This is a genomic window from Streptomyces sp. NPDC021225 (assembly GCF_044332865.1).
GTDB lineage: Bacteria > Actinomycetota > Actinomycetes > Streptomycetales > Streptomycetaceae > Streptomyces.
Map to the genome: position 1 here is coordinate 97,665 of NZ_JBIRPV010000004.1, position 16,576 is coordinate 114,240.

13 protein-coding genes are annotated in these 16,576 nt (G+C 72.8%); 10 read left to right on the forward strand and 3 right to left on the reverse strand.

What is annotated here, in order from left to right:
• Window positions 1-33: 33 nt before the first annotated feature.
• Entirely contained in the window at window positions 34-894 is an 861-nt protein-coding gene (locus tag ACH4S9_RS19030) for a hypothetical protein (protein ID WP_398373153.1), read from the reverse strand.
• A 511-nt stretch (window positions 895-1,405) separates the two neighbouring features.
• Between ACH4S9_RS19030 and ACH4S9_RS19035 the strand changes: the two genes are divergently transcribed.
• Window positions 1,406-2,068 (forward strand): DedA family protein, encoded by a 663-nt coding sequence (locus ACH4S9_RS19035; RefSeq protein ID WP_311729522.1) that lies wholly within the window; start codon window positions 1,406-1,408, stop codon window positions 2,066-2,068.
• A gap of 19 nt (window positions 2,069-2,087) precedes the next feature.
• Here ACH4S9_RS19035 and ACH4S9_RS19040 read toward each other — a convergent pair whose 3' ends face one another.
• Window positions 2,088-2,642 (reverse strand): gamma carbonic anhydrase family protein, encoded by a 555-nt coding sequence (locus ACH4S9_RS19040; protein ID WP_385346281.1) that lies wholly within the window; start codon window positions 2,640-2,642, stop codon window positions 2,088-2,090.
• A gap of 160 nt (window positions 2,643-2,802) precedes the next feature.
• Here ACH4S9_RS19040 and ACH4S9_RS19045 point away from each other — a divergent pair, with 160 nt between their 5' ends.
• A complete protein-coding gene (locus ACH4S9_RS19045) occupies window positions 2,803-3,375 on the forward strand; it encodes an XRE family transcriptional regulator (protein ID WP_311729520.1) in 573 nt (190 codons plus the stop codon).
• Window positions 3,376-3,438: 63 nt separating this feature from the next.
• Complete coding sequence (locus ACH4S9_RS19050; RefSeq protein WP_385346284.1) at window positions 3,439-3,993, forward strand: YbaK/EbsC family protein; 555 nt, start codon at window positions 3,439-3,441, stop codon at window positions 3,991-3,993.
• A 59-nt stretch (window positions 3,994-4,052) separates the two neighbouring features.
• On the opposite strand, the gene ACH4S9_RS19055 is transcribed toward ACH4S9_RS19050, so the two are convergent.
• A complete protein-coding gene (locus tag ACH4S9_RS19055; protein WP_311729604.1) occupies window positions 4,053-4,460 on the reverse strand; it encodes a CoA-binding protein in 408 nt (135 codons plus the stop codon).
• A 117-nt stretch (window positions 4,461-4,577) separates the two neighbouring features.
• On the opposite strand from ACH4S9_RS19055, the gene ACH4S9_RS19060 reads away from it, so the two are divergent.
• From ACH4S9_RS19060 to ACH4S9_RS19090, 7 genes are all read left to right on the forward strand, one after another.
• Window positions 4,578-5,216, forward strand: coding sequence for a YigZ family protein (locus ACH4S9_RS19060; RefSeq protein ID WP_311729518.1), 639 nt, complete (start codon window positions 4,578-4,580; stop codon window positions 5,214-5,216).
• 173 nt (window positions 5,217-5,389) lie between these two features.
• A complete protein-coding gene (locus ACH4S9_RS19065) occupies window positions 5,390-5,824 on the forward strand; it encodes an SseB family protein (protein WP_311729517.1) in 435 nt (144 codons plus the stop codon).
• On the forward strand, window positions 5,821-6,462 hold the full coding sequence (locus ACH4S9_RS19070; RefSeq protein ID WP_311729516.1) for a hypothetical protein: 642 nt from the start codon (window positions 5,821-5,823) through the stop codon (window positions 6,460-6,462). The genes ACH4S9_RS19065 and ACH4S9_RS19070 overlap by 4 nt, the downstream gene beginning before the upstream one ends.
• A gap of 103 nt (window positions 6,463-6,565) precedes the next feature.
• Entirely contained in the window at window positions 6,566-11,209 is a 4,644-nt protein-coding gene (locus ACH4S9_RS19075) for a putative T7SS-secreted protein (RefSeq protein WP_398373158.1), read from the forward strand.
• Entirely contained in the window at window positions 11,206-11,409 is a 204-nt protein-coding gene (locus ACH4S9_RS19080) for a hypothetical protein (protein ID WP_385346291.1), read from the forward strand. The genes ACH4S9_RS19075 and ACH4S9_RS19080 overlap by 4 nt, the downstream gene beginning before the upstream one ends.
• A gap of 127 nt (window positions 11,410-11,536) precedes the next feature.
• Entirely contained in the window at window positions 11,537-12,694 is a 1,158-nt protein-coding gene (locus tag ACH4S9_RS19085; RefSeq protein ID WP_398373160.1) for an exonuclease SbcCD subunit D, read from the forward strand.
• The gene (locus ACH4S9_RS19090; protein ID WP_398373162.1) at window positions 12,691-16,512 is read left to right on the forward strand and encodes an AAA family ATPase; all 3,822 of its coding nucleotides are present in this window, start codon (window positions 12,691-12,693) and stop codon (window positions 16,510-16,512) included. The genes ACH4S9_RS19085 and ACH4S9_RS19090 overlap by 4 nt, the downstream gene beginning before the upstream one ends.
• Window positions 16,513-16,576: the final 64 nt, after the last annotated feature.

Sequence of the window (16,576 nt, forward strand, 5' to 3'; positions counted from 1 at the left end):
CGGAAGCCGAATCGACGGGGGAGCCGGACCGGCTCAGGAGGTGGACTTCAGTGGCCGCAGCGTGCTCATGATCTTCTTGATGGTCTCGTCCGGGACCTCGTCCTTGACGCCCTTCGCCGCGTAGAGGACCCAGGTCGCGAAGTCGCCGTTGATGTCCGTATACGTGACGGTGAAGGACTTGCCGTCCGACGAGCACTTGTCGGTCTTCTTCACACCCGTGACGGTGGCCGAGGAGGAGTAGCCCGTGATGCCGTGGTCACTGGTGAACTTCTTCGGCTTGGTGTACTTGAAAGTGCCGGTCTTCTCCTGGTCGAAGACGGCGTAGACCCAGTTGAGCGCCTCGTTCTTGGCGGCCTCGGCCTGGGTCTTGGCGCCCTGGGCGCCCTTGGTGCCCGTTCCGGCCAGGGGGCTGGAGCCGGTGAGGCCGGTCTTCTTGTCCTTGACCGTGCAGTTCTCCTTCTTGTAGTAGGCGGGGCCGGTCATCGAGATGATTGGCTTGCCGTCCTTGGAATACGAGCTCAAGGTGTCGGGCGACGCCACATACCAGCCCGCGGGGACGTCGAAGGCGTCGTGCCGCTTGGGGTTGACGACCGTCTTCCAGCCGGGGACGACCGGCTTGGCGGTCACGCCCGCGCGCGGGTTGTCCTCGTCGCCGCCGCCGTCCTGAGCGGGTGAGCTCGCGGAGGAGGGCGCGGTGGCGGAGGGCTTCTTGTCGGTCTTCGCCTCGTCCTTTTTGCTGTCGTCCTTGTTCAGCACGAACACGGCGGTCACCCCGGCGGCCGCGACCACCGCCACCGCCGCGACGACGGCGATGACGGCCGTGCGGTTCTTCTTCCGCGGCGGCTCCGGCGGGCCGGGCTGCGCGGCGGGGCCGCCCCAGGCCTGCGTGGGCATGCCATACGCCGGCTGCGGCTGCCCCTGCGGTGGGTACTGCCCCTGCGGCGGCTGTGGCTGCGGGGCCGGTGGCTGTGGCGGCTGGGGTTGCTGCGGCTGCCCTTGCTGGGGCTGCTGATAAGGATTCGGCTGGTGGTAACCCGGCTGCTGGTACGGGTTCGGCTGGTGATACCCCGGCTGCTGATAGGGGTTCGGATCTTGCGGATTCGGCTCGCCCCCGGGCGGCTGCTGTCCTGGCCACATGGCCAGTAACCATAAGGGGGACCAGGGGCGACGGCTATGGCCACCCCTCGGTGCGACCGGCTCTCGCACGCCGCGCCGCTCACCGGGAACCGGGACGGCCCCGCAGACCATCTCCAGGGGAGGGAGCGTCGCGGAGAGCGCGGCGCCCTCATGATCATCAGTGTGGCCTGTGCGATGTGGCGAGCCCGCGCTGATTGAGTAGGCTTCCCGGGGTGCGCCGAATCGGCGCACGCCGGGAAAAGTCCGGCCGTCTGGGGAGGAACCGGCGTTGCATATCGAGGAATGGCTCGAGACCGTACCCGCGGTCAGCGTCTATCTGCTGGTCGGCCTGGTCATCGGCCTGGAGAGCCTGGGTATCCCGCTCCCCGGGGAGATCATTCTCGTCAGCGCGAGCCTGCTGGCTGCCTCCCAGGACCATATCGATCCATACATTCTGGGCGCCTCTGCCGTCGCGGGCGCCATCATCGGCGACTCGATCGGCTATCTCATCGGCCGGAAGGGCGGCCAGCCGCTGCTGAACTGGCTGGGCCGGAAATTCCCCAAGCACTTCAGCGCCGAGCACGTGGCCACCGCCGAGCGATACTTCCACAAGTGGGGCATGTGGGCGGTCTTCGTGGGCCGCTTCATCGCGCTGCTGCGCATCTTCGCCGGCCCGCTCGCCGGATGCCTGCGCATGCCCTACTGGAAGTTCCTGATCGCCAACGTGCTGGGCGGCATCGTCTGGGCGGGCGGCACCACCGCGGTCATCTACTCGGTCGGCAAGGTCGCCGAGGACTGGCTCAAGCGCTTCTCCTGGCTGGGCCTGGTGGCGGCGCTGCTCTTCGGCCTCGGCTCGATGCTCGTGATGAAGCGGCGCGCGAAGAAGGCCGAGGCGGCCAAGCGCGCCGAGTCCGGGGCGGCCGAGCCGGAGCCCGTCCCGGCCGCCGACTGACCCCGCCCGCCCGGTCCGCTCAGGCCCGCCGCTCCCGGTCCTCGCGCTCCAGCACGGCGTCACGGTGGTGGCGGGCCAGCTCCGTATAGCCCGCCGCGTTCGCCCGGATCCCCTCCCGCTCCTCCTCGGTCAGCTCCCGCCTGACCTTCGCGGGCACCCCCGCGACCAGCGAGCCCGGCGGCACCTGCATCCCCTGCGGGACCAGCGCCTGCGCGGCCACCAGGGAGCCGGCGCCGACCCGGGCGCCGTTGAGGACGGTGGCGCCCATGCCGACCAGCACATCGTCCTCGATGACACAGCCGTGCAGCACCGCGTTGTGGCCCACCGACACCCGCTCGCCGACGGTGGCCGGGAACCCCGGATCGGCGTGCACCGTGCAGTTGTCCTGGATGTTGCTCCCGGCCCCCACGCTGATCGCCTCGGTGTCGCCGCGCAGCACCGCGTGATACCAGACGCTCGCCCCGGCGCCCAGCGCCACATCGCCGATCACCACGGATGTCGGGGCGGTGAACGCCTCCGGGTCGACCTTCGGCTCCTTGCCGCCCACACCCGCGATCAACGCCCGCTCGGCCATGGCCCACTCCCTGGTGTCATCCGTCGCCGCCGCACCGTACGGCGCTGAGTGGCACGGTAGCCGCGGGAGGCCCGCCGTACAGTGTGATGGACGTTGGAGTGCACCACACCGCAGTTCGGTTTGCTCGACTCCATCATTCAGAATATTGGACGGACGGATCGTGACGGACCTCGACCAGCTCACCCGGGCCCTGGCCCGCAACCTCAGACGCTGGCGCAATGAGCGCGGTTTCACGCTCGACGCCCTCGCGGCCCGCTCCGGGGTCAGCCGCGGCATGATCATCCAGATCGAGCAGGCCCGTACCAACCCGAGCGTCGGCACCACGGTCAAGCTCGCCGACGCGCTCGGGGTGGGCATCACCACCCTGCTCGACCAGGAGCGCGGCCCCCGGGTCCAGCTGGTATCCGCGGGCCAGGCGGTGCGGATGTGGTCCACCGACGCCGGCAGCCACAGCACCCTCCTGGTCGGCGCGGAGGCGCACGGCCCGCTGGAGATGTGGGAGTGGCGGCTGATGCCGGGCGAGGGCAGCGCGTCGGACCCGCATCCGTCCGGCACCTACGAACTGCTGCACGTCACGGCGGGCGAGGCCATCCTGACCGTCGGCGACGAGACCTATCCGGTGCCGGCCGGCTCCTCGGCGGCCTTCGAGGCGAGCGTCCCCCACGGCTACCGCAACGACGGCACGGAGCCGGTGGTGATGACCATGACCGTCTCGGTGCCCCCGGCGCGCTGAGGCTCCGGTCCGCGAGCCGTGCGGGCGGCGGATCGGCCCCGGACGCGCTGCTAACTTGACCACATGAGTACGCCGATGGACGCCTTCGACGATGCCCGTCCCGCCGTCGAATGCCTTGACCTGCTGACCGCGCCGGTGGCCGACGCCCTGCGCGCCTGGCGCGGCCCGCTGCCCGTGGAGCAGGTGCTGTACGTGGACACGGACCCGGACATGGCCGACACGGCCGCCATCGTGGATCACTACGGGGCCTGGCTGCTGGAGCAGTCCGCGAACTGTGTGGTGGTCGCGGGCAAGCGGGGCGGAGAGGTGACCCTCGCCGCGTGCGTGGTCCTCTCCCACACCCGCGTGGACGTGAACGGCGCGGCGCGCCGCCGGCTCGGCGCCCGCAAGGCCTCGTTCGCGCCGATGGAGACGGCGCTCGGGGAGACCGGCATGGAGTTCGGCGGCGTCACCCCGATCGGCCTGCCCGCCGGCTGGCCGCTCCTGATCGACGCGGCCGTCGCCGACACCCCGAACGTCCTCATCGGCAGCGGCAGCCGCCGCGGCAAGCTCATCCTGCCGGGCAAGGCGCTCGCCGCGCTGCCGGGAGCGGAGGTCCTGGAGGGCCTCGGGGTCTGAGCCCCGGGCGCCGGACCGCCGCTTCGGTGGCGGTCCGGCGAGGGGCAGCCGCCGCGGGGTCAGGCCAGCCGGGGGATCTCGATGGCGGGGCAGTGGTTCATCACCATGGCGAGCCCCGCGCCGCGGGTGCGCTCGTACGCCGCCTCGTCGACCACCCCCAGCTGGAACCACACCGCCTTGGCGCCGATGGCCACGGCCTCGTCGGCGACCTGGCCCGCGAGCTCGCTGTTGACGAACACGTCCACGACGTCCACCGCGAAGGGGATGTCGGACAGCGACGCGTACCCCTGCTCCCCGTGCACCGTCTCGGCCTTCGGGTGCACGGGGACGATCCGCTTGCCGTACCGCTGGAGCACCTCCGCGACCCGGTACGCCGCGCGCGACTGGTTCGAGGAGAGCCCCACCACCGCCCAGGTGTCACCGAGCTCGGTGAGGATCTCGCGGATCTCCGCCGGATCGCCGTACACGCTTGCCTCCTGCTTGGACATCGTCTGGCCGGATGGTCATCTGCGTTCGGCAACGAACACGGGCCCCGGGCCATTCCCCCCGGCGATCTCCGAAAGCCGAAGGCATAGGGTGGTCCGATGCAGGAGCGGTACCGGACGGTCGCGCGCGCGGGCGTGCACGAGATCGAGATCAACAGATCGCGCTTCCTCTGCTCCCTCGCGCCCGCCGCGACCGAGCACGAGGCCCAGGAGTTCATCCGGCGCGTCCGCGACGAGCACCCCTCCGCCACCCACAACTGCTACGCCTATGTCATCGGCGCCGACGGCGGCGTCCAGAAGGCGAGCGACGACGGGGAGCCGGGCGGCACGGCGGGGGTGCCGATGCTCCAGATGCTGCTGCGCCGGGAGATGCGTTACGTCGTGGCCGTCGTCACCCGCTACTACGGCGGCGTGAAGCTCGGCGCGGGCGGGCTGATCCGCGCCTACGGCGGCGCGGTCGGCGAGGCCCTGGACGCGCTGGGCACCGTCACCCGGCAGCGGTTCCGGCTGGCGACCGTCACCGTCGGCCACGAGCGGGCCGGACGGCTCGAGAACGACCTGCGGGCCACCGGACGCGCGGTGCGCGGCGTGCGCTACGCCGAGGCGGTGACCATCGAGCTGGGGCTCCCCGACGCGGACGTCGACGCCTTCCGCGGCTGGCTGGCGGACGTCACCGCGGGCACCGCCGCCCTCGAACTGGGCGGCGAGGCGTACCAGGACGCCGCCCCGGGTGACTGAGACATCGTTTGTACGAGGTTTGCAACAGTGGACGACGCGACCCCTGATCATGGGATCCTACGAGGGTACGGTGACCTGGGATGTCGTTGATGCACACAGCTGGTGAACACAGCTGGTGAACACAGTTGGTGCACACAGCTGATGAACACAGGTGACACGGGAACGGGGGGCCCATGGAACTGGCAGAGCACATAGCCGCGGTGCGCGCGGGTGCGGGTGATCCCGCCGCGATGGTCGGCGAGTTCCGGCGCACGGCCGTCCTGGTGCCGGTGGCCGATGACGGTTTCATGACGGCCGAGTACGGCGGCATCCGCTGGATCTACGCCTTCACCGACGAGTCCGCGCTGGCCCGGTTCGCCACCGCGCGCGGCTCCGCCCCGGGCCAGGAGTGGGAGTACGCCGCCGTGCTCGGCGCGCGGCTGCTGGATGTGATGGTTCCGGAGATGGGCCGCCCCGCGGGCGTCGCGGTGGACGTGGCGGACGAGGACGGGTCGATGATGTTCCCGCCGGTGCGGGGGATCGTCCCGGACGAGGTCGCGGTGGACATGGACGACGACGGGGCCGACGGCGGAGTCGGCGGCGAGCGGGCACAGGGGGCCGGACAGTGAGCAACGACGGGGATCTCAATGTCGGCAAGGAGTCCGTGGACCTGATCACCAAGGGTCTGCGGGCGGCGATCGGCGAACTCAAGGACGTCGGGGACAACACCGGCGCGCTTCAGGGCTCCGGGTTCTCGGACATGACGATGTCCAAGATGGAGGCCGGGGGCAAGGGCCTGGCCGATGCCTTCGAGGGGTTCTGCGACCGCTGGGAGTGGGGCGTCCGGGCGCTCGTCCAGGACGCGAACGAGATAGCCAACCGGCTGGGCCTGGCCGCGGGTCTGATGTGGGAAGAGGACCAGTACTGGGGCAACACCCTGAAGGTGACCGTGAACGCCCTCTCGCCGACCGGGAATCCGCACCTGACGGAGGAAGAGGTCGCGCAGCAGGGCTGGGGCGACATCTTCACCCCCGACATGCCGGACTACAGCGCGGCGTCCTGGGAGCGGGCCGGTGACGAGATGGGTCAGACCTGGAAGGACACCGGGCGCGCCCTGCTCACCGAGGGCAACGGCGGAATGCGCACCGACATGATGAACGACCTGCTCGGGATCGACGACCAGCAGTTCAACCAGCAGCTGGACGAGACCTTCGGGCCCTCTCCCGAGGAGCGCGCCCGGCAGCAGGAGCAGCAAGAGGGACAGTAGCGGCCGCTGCCCGCGGTACGACACGGGACACAGGACGGCACAGCAACACGACAGCCAAGGCAAGGCGGCTGGCACATCCACGCTGATCGGGGGATAAGCGTCCATGGGGCTTGGGGATTTCGTTCCGGACTCGTTGGAGGACTGGGTCGAGGACCGGGTGGAGGACGTCGGTGAGGCCATCGACGTCGCCGGTGACTGGACGGCGGACCGGCTGGACGATGTCGGCTGGGAGAGCGGTGCGGACTGGGTCCGGGAGAAGACCGACTCGGCGGCGAACGCGCTGGGCGCGGATGTCGACGAGATGCAGTTGGGCGAGTCCGAGGATCCCAAGAAGCTGGTGCACGGCAGCCCGGAGAAACTGCGCTCGACCGCGAACCATCTGAAGGACTTCCAGACCGCGTTCGACAATGTGGGCAAGGGGTTGCAGGGGCTGGACGCCGCTCATCTCAAGGGCAAGTCGGCGGATGCTTTTCGGGAGAGTGTGTCGGTCGAGCCGAAGAAGTGGTTCACGGCCGCGGACGCGTGCGAGAAGGCGGCCGGGGCGCTGGAGAACTTCGCGGGAACGGTGCACTGGGCTCAGAAGCAGGCCGAGACCGCGATCGCGCGTTACAAGAAGGGCAAGAAGGCGTCGGACGACGCGCGGTCGGCGCACAACGACAAGGTGTCGGCGTACAACACGGCGGTGGACGCGTACAACGCGAAGCCGTCGGACAAGCGTGACAAGTCGACACTGCCGGAGAAGCCGGGGGAGTTCCATGACCCGGGGACGGCGGATGTCCAGGCCGCGCAGGACATTCTGAAGGAGGCGCGGCGGCAGCGGAACGAGGCGCAGACGACCTCGAAGGCGGCGGTGGAGACGGCGCGTGACAAGGCGCCGGCCAAGCCCTCGTACGCCAGGCAGCTGATGGACGGTGTGAACGGGCTGAACCTGGACGCGTCGCATTTCGTGGGCGGCATCGTCAAGGGGACCGTCGGCATCGCCAGCTTCGCCCGGCAGCTCAACCCCCTGGATCCGTACAACATCACCCACCCCGCGGAGTACGTCACCAGTCTCAACAACACGGCCGCCGGTCTGGTGCGTGTGGCCAACGACCCGTGGGGGACGTTGGGCGGCATGTGGGACACCTTCCAGAAGGACCCGGGTGAGGGGATCGGCCGGCTGGTGCCGGAGCTGATCGGCACCAAGGGCCTGGGCGGTGTCAAGAAGGCCATGGGTCTCGGCAGGCGGGCGGCGGAGGTGAAGCCGCCCGGCCGCGCCCATCTGAACGAGAACGGTCCTGAGGGACCGTCGACGCCCAACCGGAAGAAGGAGAAGGAAGGTTCGGACCCGATCGACTTCGCCACGGGCCGGATGTTCCTGCCGCAGCGGGATGTCGCCCTGCCCGGCGTGCTGCCGCTGGTGTTCCGGCGTCAGGTCGAGTCGGGCTACACGGCGGGCCGGTGGTTCGGCCCGTCGTGGGCGAGCACGGCCGACCAGCACCTGGAGATCGGCCCGGAGGGTGTGATCTTCGTCTGCGAGGACGGACGGCTGCTCGACTATCCGCACCCGGCGCCCGACCTGCCCACCCTGCCGAAGGCGGGGGTCGCGCGCTGGCCGTTGGAGCGCTCGCCGGAGGGGGACGCGTACACCGTCACCGACACCGACGCCGGCCTCACCTACCTCTTCACCGCGCCTCGGGACGGTGCCGACGGGATCGCGCCGATCGAGGAGATCCGCGACCGCAACGGCAACCGGATCGCCTTCCACCACGCCCCCGACGGCACGCCCACGGACATCGTCCACTCGGCGGGCTACCACCTGAAGTTCACCACCGAGGGCGGCCGGATCACCGCCCTGTGCCTGTCCGGCGCCGCGTCCGACGGCTCGGATCTGACGCTGGTGCGCTATGGCTACACCGACGGCAACCTCACCGAGGTCATCAACTCCTCCGGTCTGCCGCTGCGGTTCGAGTACGACGACGAGCGCCGGGTGATCTCCTGGACGGACACCAACGACCGCCGCTACGACTACGTCTACGACAACCGCCACCGCTGCATCGCCGAGGGCGGCACCGAAGGCCATGTCTCCATCCGGGTCGACTACCACGGCGTCGACCAGCGCACCGGCCACCGCATCACCACCGTCACCACGGCCGCAGGCCACACGATGAAGCACCTGGTCAACGACGCGTGCCAGGTCGTCGGCCGGATCGACCAGATGGGCGCCCGCACCCACACCGAGTACGACCGCTACGGCCGAATGCTGGCCCACACCGACGCACTTGGCCGCCGTACGGAATACCGCTACAGCGAATCCGGCCGCCTGGTCGCCCTCACCCGCCCCGACGGCGAACAGTCGCACGCCACCTACAACGACCTGGGGCTGCTGACCACGTTCACCAGCGTGGACGGGGCTTTGTGGATCCAGGAGTACGACGAGCGCGGCAACCGCGTCGCCACCACGGATCCCACGGGGAACATCGCCCGGTACACCCACGACGAGCTGGGCCGTCTGGCATCGGTCGGCAACGCCCTGGGCGAGATCACCCGGGTGAGCTGCGACTCCGCGGGCCTGCCGGTGGAGATCACCGATCCCCTCGGCGCGGTCACCGCCTACCGCCGGGACGCGTTCGGCCGCCCCGTCGCCATGGTCGACCCGCTCGGCGCCACGACCCGCCTGGAGTGGTCGGTCGAGGGCAAGCTGCTGCGCCGCACCCATCCCGACGGCGCCCAGGAGACCTGGACGTATGACGGCGAGGGCAACTGCACCAACCACGTCGACGAGACAGGTGGGGTGACCTCGTACGAGTACACCCACTTCGACCTGCTCGCCGCCGAGACCCACCCGGACGGCGCGCGCTACGAGTTCGAGCACGACGCGGAGCTGCGCCTCACCAAGGTCACCAACCCCAAGGGGCTCACCTGGAGTTATGAGTACGACCCGGCGGGACGGCTGATATCCGAAACCGACTTCGACGACCGTACACCGCGCTATGAGCACGACGCTGCGGGGCAGATGGTCGCGCGGATCACCCCGCTGGGCGTGCGTATCGCCTACACGCGCGATGTGCTGGGCCGCGTCGTCGCCAAGGACGCCGACGGCCTGACCACCACCTACGCCTACGACCCGGCCGGACGTCTGGTCTCGGCCGCGGGCCCGGACGCCGAGATCGTCCTCCAGCGGGACCGAATGGGCCGTGTGAAGTGCGAGATGGCGGACGGGCGCGTGCTGACGCACAAGTACGACGCCCTGGGCCGCCGCATCCGCCGGACCACCCCCGGCGGCGCCACCACCACCTACGCGTACGACGCGGCGGGCCACCGCACCACTCTCACCGCCTCCGGCCGCACCCTCGCGTTCGAACACGACGCCTCCGGACGTGAGATCGCCCGCCATGTCGGGGGCGGCCTGTCCCTGTCCCAGGCCTGGGATCCGGCGGGCCGCCTGGCCGAGCAGGCCTTGACCGGGCCCTCGGCCGGAACGGTGCAGCGCCGCGCCTACACCTACCGGGCCGACGGCCATCTGGTCGGCGTCGAGGACCAGTTACGCGGCCACCGCTCCTTCGAGCTGGACGCGATGGGCCGGGTCACCGCCGTTCACGCCAGGCGGTGGAGCGAGACCTACGCCTACGACCAGGCGGGCAACCAGACCCACGCCACGTGGCCCGCCAAGCACCCCGGCGCCGACGCGACCGGCGAGCGCGCGTACACCGGCACCCGCATCACCCGCGCGGGCCGCGTCCGCTACGAACACGACGCGGCGGGCCGGGTCACCCTGCGGCAGAAGAACCGCCTGTCGAAGAAGCCGGACACCTGGCGCTACGCGTGGGACGCCGAGGACCATCTGACCTCCGTGACCACCCCTGACGGCACGGTGTGGCGCTACCTCTACGACCCCCTCGGCCGCCGCACCGCCAAGCAGCGACTGGCCGCCGACGGCGAGACGGTTCTGGAGCGGACCGACTTCACCTGGGACGGCGCCACCCTCGCCGAGCAGACCACCACCGTCCCGGGCGGCTCCGACCTGGTGACCCTGACCTGGGACCACGACGGGACACGGCCTCTCGCACAGTCCGAGCGCATCACGGACACCACCGGGCAGCGCGAGGTCGACCGGCGCTTCTTCGCCATCGTCACCGACCTGGTCGGCACCCCGTCCGAACTCGTCGACGAGACAGGGGATATCGCCTGGCGTACCCGCACCACGCTGTGGGGCACCACGACCTGGGCCCGCGGCAGCACCGCGTACACCCCGCTGCGCTTCCCGGGCCAGTACTACGACCCCGAAAGTGGCCTCCACTACAACCTCCACCGCTACTACGATCCCGAGACCGCCCGCTACACCGCCCCGGATCCACTCGGCCTGGAGCCCGCCCCCAACCCGGTCGCCTACGTCCGAAACCCTCACACCTGGACCGACCCGCTGGGACTGAGCCCCGACTACGAGAAGGAGGGCGATGGAAAGAACGACAGCGGAGGGAACAACGGGGGAGACAGCGGCGGAGACAACGGGGGAACGAACCAGCGCGATGTGCACGGGCAGCTCCGGCGCGGCCAGCGGGGAGTGGACGTCGACCACGTATGGGGCAACGGGACCATGTACTTCCAGGAGGACGGCCAGATCGTGAAGGTCCTGGACAACGGAAACGGCACCTACGACATCGTGGTACGTGACATGGGCAACCCCAGCGGAGCTCCGACGACGACCATGAAGGACGCCACCGCGCGGTATGTTCAGAACCAGATCGACAAAGGGCGGTGGGAATGACGACGGAAGGCGGCGGCTCCGGAAAGCTGGAGCGACTCCGCTGCTGCTTCTGCGGCACGGACACCGAGGGCGCGGAGGACTACGTCCTGCTGACGCTGGAGTCCGACGCGGCCCCGACGCGTCAGTACCTGGGCGCTCATGCCGCGTGCATGAACCGCGTCCTCGCCAAGGGTTTCAGTGTCGAGGTTCACCTGATGTGAGGCCGGCACCGCCCGGGTGAAAACCGAGGTGTGCGACAAGTGGGGCACCCGGCGGGGATAACGTAGGGCGGGCCGGGCACGGTGGGTCGGCGGAGGGTGTACCAGGAATGCGGGGCGGGGCCGGGCTGTGAGATTTCTGCACACATCGGACTGGCACCTGGGGCGGTCCTTCCACCGGGTGAACCTGCTCTCCGAGCAGCGGCGGTTCATCGACCACCTGGTCGAGACCGTGCGCGAGCAGCGGGTCGACGCCGTGCTCGTCGCGGGCGACGTCTACGACCGGGCGGTGCCGCCGCTCGCCGCCGTCGAGCTCTTCGACGACGCCCTGCACCGCCTCGCCGACCTCGGCGTGCCGACCGTGATGATCTCCGGCAACCATGACTCGGCCCGGCGGCTCGGCGTCGGCGCCGGGCTGATCGAGCGGGCCGGAATCCATCTGCGCACCGACCCCGCGGGGTGCGCCACCCCGGTCGTCCTGGCCGACGACCACGGCGACGTCGCGTTCTACGGCCTGCCGTACCTCGAGCCCGCCCTGGTGCGGGAGGCGCTGGGAGCCGAGGCGGCCGGGCACACCGCGGTGCTGCGCGCCGCCATGGACCGGGTGCGCGCCGACCTCGCCGCCCGGGCGCCCGGCACCCGCTCGGTCGTCCTCGCCCACGCCTTCGTCACCGGCGGCGCGCCCAGCGACAGCGAGCGCGACATCACCGTCGGCGGCGTCGACTCCGTCCCCGCCGAGATCTTCGACGGCGTCGACTACGCGGCGCTCGGACATCTCCACGGCTGTCAGTCCATCACCGAGCGGATCCGCTACTCCGGCTCGCCGCTCGCGTACTCCTTCTCCGAGGCGCGGCACCGCAAGTCCATGTGGCTCGTCGACCTCGGCCCCGGCGGCGCCGTGGCCGCCGAGCGCGTCGACTGCCCGGTGCCCAGGCCGCTGGCCCGGATCAGGGGCCGGATCGAGGAGCTGCTCAGCGACCCCGACCTGGCCCGGCACGAGGACGCCTGGGTCGAGGCGACCCTCACCGACCCCGCGCGCCCCCACGAGCCGATGCCCCGCCTGGCGCGGCGCTTCCCCCATCTGCTGAGCCTGGTGTTCGACCCCGAGCGGGCCCCCGAGGACCCGCTCGCCTCCTACGCACAGCGGCTGCGCGGCCGCACCGACCGGCAGATCGCGGAGGACTTCGTGGCCCATGTGCGCGGCGGACGCGGCCCCGACGAGGCCGAGCGCGCGGTGCTCGGCGCCGCGCTGGACACCGTACGGACCGCGGGGGAGGCGCCGGAATGAGGCTGCACCGCCTCGCCATGACCGCCTTCGGCCCCTTCGGGACCACCCAGGAGGTCGACTTCGACGAGCTGTCGTCCGCCGGGCTCTTCCTGCTGCACGGGCCGACCGGCGCGGGCAAGACCTCCGTGCTGGACGCGGTCTGCTACGGCCTGTACGGGCAGGTGCCCGGCGCCCGGCAGGGCAGTGGGCTGTCGCTGCGCAGCGACCACGCCGACCCGCACACTCCCACCGAGGTCGTCCTCGAACTCACCGCCGGCGGACGGCGCCTGGAGATCACCCGCCGCCCCGAGCAGCCCCGCCCCAAGAAGCGCGGCACCGGCACCACGCGCGAGAAGGCGCAGAGTCGGCTGCGCGAACACCTCCCCGGGGCCGGGGAGTGGAAGGCGCTCAGCCGCTCGCACCAGGAGATCGGCGAGGAGATCAGCCAGCTGCTCGGCATGAGCAAGGAGCAGTTCTGCCAGGTGGTGCTGTTGCCCCAGGGCGACTTCGCCCGCTTCCTGCGCGCCGACGAACTGGCCCGCGGCAAGCTGCTCGGCAAGCTCTTCGACACGGGCCGCTTCGCCGCCGTCGAGGAGCGCCTCGCCGAGCTGCGGCGCGCCGCGGAGAAACAGGTCGTCGGCGGCGACGAACGGCTGCTCGCCCTGGCCCACCGCATGGCACAGGCCGCGGGGCCCGCCCTCGATGTGCAGCAGCTGCCCGACCTCGCCCCCGGCGAGCCGGGGCTGGCCGGCGCCGTCCTGGAGTGGGCCGCCGTCGCCCGTACGACCGCCCGCGAGCGACAGGACATCGCGCTCGCCGCGCTCCACGCCGCCGAGACCGCCCACCGGGCCGTCCGGCGAGCGGCCGACGCCGAACGCGAACGCGCCCGCCTCCAGCGCCGCCACGCCGACGCCCGGCACCGCGCCGACGCACTCGAACAGCAGCGCCCCGAGCACGACCTGACCCGCGAGCGCCTGGAGCGGGCCCGCGCGGCCGAGGCCGTCGTCCCCGCCCTGGACCTCCACGCGGCCGCCGAACGCGACCACACCACCGCCACGTCCGCCGACCACACCGCCCGCACCCGCCTCGCGGCGGAGCCCGGCCTGGAGCTTCAGCGGATGGGCTCGGTGGACACCCCCGCGCCCGGCGGGATCGGGCTCCCGGGGCCGCGCACGGGGGCGGGGGCCGAGCGTCCGACGGCGGGCGCCGCGGACGAATCAGCGGTCCCCGGCCCCGGACCGGGCCGCCCCGCCGGGGCGCCGGGTCCGGCGGGCGACGAGTCCGGGCAGCGGGTGGTGACGGAGCCGCCGCGTGCGGACGGCGTCGGTGCGTGGCCGGCCGCCGACCGGCGAGGGCCGCATGCGCGGGGGAAGTTCCACGGCCGCTCCGGGGCGGGCGATGAGTGGCCCGCCGAGGGGCATGTGGGCGCGGACCCCGCGCCGGGCGCGCGGGGGGTGTCGGAGCCGGGGGCCCGATGGGGCGCCCACGAGCCGGGCCAGGCGGCTGACCGCGCCGGGCGGCCCGCCGATGGGCGGGCAGGAGCTGACTCCGGGCGGGGGCGCGGCGGGCCGCAAGGTGTGGCGCGGCCCGCCCACGGGCAGGCCGACGCGGGGTCCGGCCAGACGGCCCGGGCCTGCGCCGGCACGTCGGGGCATGCGGGCGCGGACGTCGCGCCGTCGGCCGACGAGGAGCGAACGCCGGGTGTGCCGCCGCGGGCCCACGGGCTTCAGACGGCGGAGGGCGTGCCGACGGAGTCCGGAGGGCTCGCCGACGCGCCGGGCGTGGCGGGCGGTGACTCCGGGCGGCAGGGCGCGGCCTCTGCGTGCGGAGCGCTCGCGGTGCCGGAGCAGGGTTCCGGGGAGCGTGGTGGGACGCCGGGCGCACCGGACCTCGCGGGCGGCGACGCCGGGTGGCTGGCCGGTGAGGAGCGGCGGCTGCGGGAGGAGTTGGGGTCGCTGGGCGCGGCGTGGCGGGCCGAGCGGCGGGCGGGGGAGGTGGCCGACGAGGTCGCGCGGCTCGACCGGCAGGCGCGTGCCGACGAGGAGGCGATCGAGGAGGCCGGGCAGTGGCTCGCCGGGTGGGAGACGGCGCGCCAGGCGCATACGCGGCGCGTCGAGGCCGCGCAGGACGCGGTCACCCGGGCCGAGCAGCTCGCGGGGCAGCTCGCCCCGGCCCGGCAGCGGCTCGACGCCGCCCGGCGGCGGGACCTGCTCGCCGGGCAGGCGACCGAGGCGGACCAGCGCCTGCTGCGCTCCCGTGAGGAGGCCGCCGCGGCGCACGAGACATGGCTGGACCTGAAGGACCGGCGGCTGCGCGGCATCGCCGCCGAGCTCGCGGCGGGGCTGCGCGGCGGCGAGCCCTGCGCGGTGTGCGGGGCGACCGAACACCCCCGCCCCGCCCGCCCGGGCGCGGGCCATGTGGACCGTACGGCGGAGGAGGCCGCGCTGGCGGCCTACCGGCGGGCCGAGGCCGGGCGGGAAGAGGACGAGCGGGGGCGGCAGTCGCTACGGGAGGCGCTGGCGGGCGCGGAGGCCGCCGCGGGCGGCGGCACGGCGGACGAGCTGGACCGGGCCGTGGCCGACGTGGAGACCGCACTGGCCGAGGCGCGCGGGGCCGGGGCCGACGGCCACGCCGCGCGCGAGGCCCTGGCCCACGCCGAGGAGGAGCACGAGCGGCGCCTGGCCCAGAAGCAGGAGGCCGAGCGCCGCGCCGCGGGGCGTACCTCGCACCGCGAGGCCCTGGTGCGGGAGCGGGCCGCGCTGCTGGCGGACCTGGAGCGGGCCCGCGGCGGAGCCGCCACCGTCGCTGAGCGCGCCGCCCGGCTGGAGCGCCACGCGGGGCTGCTGGCCGGGGCCGCCGAGGCGGCCCGCGAGGCGGAGGCCGCCACGCGGCGGCTGGCGGAGGCGGAGGCACGGCTCGCGGACGCCGCGCGCCGCGCGGGCTTCGAGACGCCGCACGCCGCGGCCTGCGCCGTCCTGCCCGCGGCGAACCAGCGTGGGCTGCGGCACCGCCTGGACCAGTGGCAGACGGAGTCCGCGGCCGTCACGGCGGAGCTGGCCGACCCGCAACTGGCCGCGGCCGCGCAGGAGCCGCCCGCCGACCCCACCGCCGCCGACGCGGCGGCCGAGGCGGCCACCCGGGCGCTGCGCGAGGCGTCGGCGCGGGACGCGGCGGCCCGTACCCGCTGCCAGGAGCTGGACAAACTCTCCGCCCAGGCCGTCGCCGACGCGCGGCGGCTCGCCCCGCTGCGCGACGAGCACGACCGCCTGGCCCGGCTGGCCACGCTCGCCGCAGGCACCTCCGCCGAGAACGAGCGGAAGATGCGCCTGGAGGCGTACGTCCTGGCCGCGCGCCTCGAACAGGTCGCGGCCGCGGCCAGCGCGCGGCTGCGGCACATGTCCGCCGGGCGCTACACGCTGGTGCACTCCGACGCCCGGACGGGCGGCCGCGGCAGGTCGGGCCTGGGCCTGCATGTCATCGACGCCTGGACGGGCAGCGAGCGCGACACCGCCACCCTCTCCGGCGGCGAGACCTTCTTCGTGTCGCTCTCGCTCGCCCTCGGCCTCGCCGACGTGGTGACGGACGAGGCGGGCGGCACCCGGCTGGACACCCTGTTCATCGACGAGGGTTTCGGCAGCCTGGACGAGCAGACCCTCGACGAGGTCCTGGACGTGCTGGACTCGCTGCGCGAGCGGGACCGTACGGTCGGCATCGTCAGCCATGTCGCCGATCTGCGGCAGCGCATACCGGTGCGTCTTGAGGTGGTGAAGGGCCGGGACGGATCGGCGGTGCGCCACCGTACGGCCGGGGCCACGGCGGGGGCGGGCCGCCGCCCCTGACACGTCCCCAGGGGCGGCGGCGCGGCCCCAACGGGGCGCGCCGCGCCGCCCCCGCCGCGGCCGG

Excerpts from the sequence above, each read along its gene's own strand:
- ACH4S9_RS19030 (WP_398373153.1), bottom strand. The coding sequence starts at position 894 with ATGCCCACGCAGGCCTGGGGCGGCCCCGCCGCGCAGCCCGGCCCGCCG.
- ACH4S9_RS19040 (WP_385346281.1), bottom strand. The coding sequence starts at position 2,642 with ATGGCCGAGCGGGCGTTGATCGCGGGTGTGGGCGGCAAGGAGCCGAAG.
- ACH4S9_RS19050 (WP_385346284.1), top strand. The coding sequence starts at position 3,439 with ATGAGTACGCCGATGGACGCCTTCGACGATGCCCGTCCCGCCGTCGAA.
- ACH4S9_RS19060 (WP_311729518.1), top strand. The coding sequence starts at position 4,578 with ATGCAGGAGCGGTACCGGACGGTCGCGCGCGCGGGCGTGCACGAGATC.
- ACH4S9_RS19065 (WP_311729517.1), top strand. The coding sequence starts at position 5,390 with ATGGAACTGGCAGAGCACATAGCCGCGGTGCGCGCGGGTGCGGGTGAT.
- ACH4S9_RS19075 (WP_398373158.1), top strand. The coding sequence starts at position 6,566 with ATGGGGCTTGGGGATTTCGTTCCGGACTCGTTGGAGGACTGGGTCGAG.
- ACH4S9_RS19080 (WP_385346291.1), top strand. The coding sequence starts at position 11,206 with ATGACGACGGAAGGCGGCGGCTCCGGAAAGCTGGAGCGACTCCGCTGC.
- ACH4S9_RS19090 (WP_398373162.1), top strand. The coding sequence starts at position 12,691 with ATGAGGCTGCACCGCCTCGCCATGACCGCCTTCGGCCCCTTCGGGACC.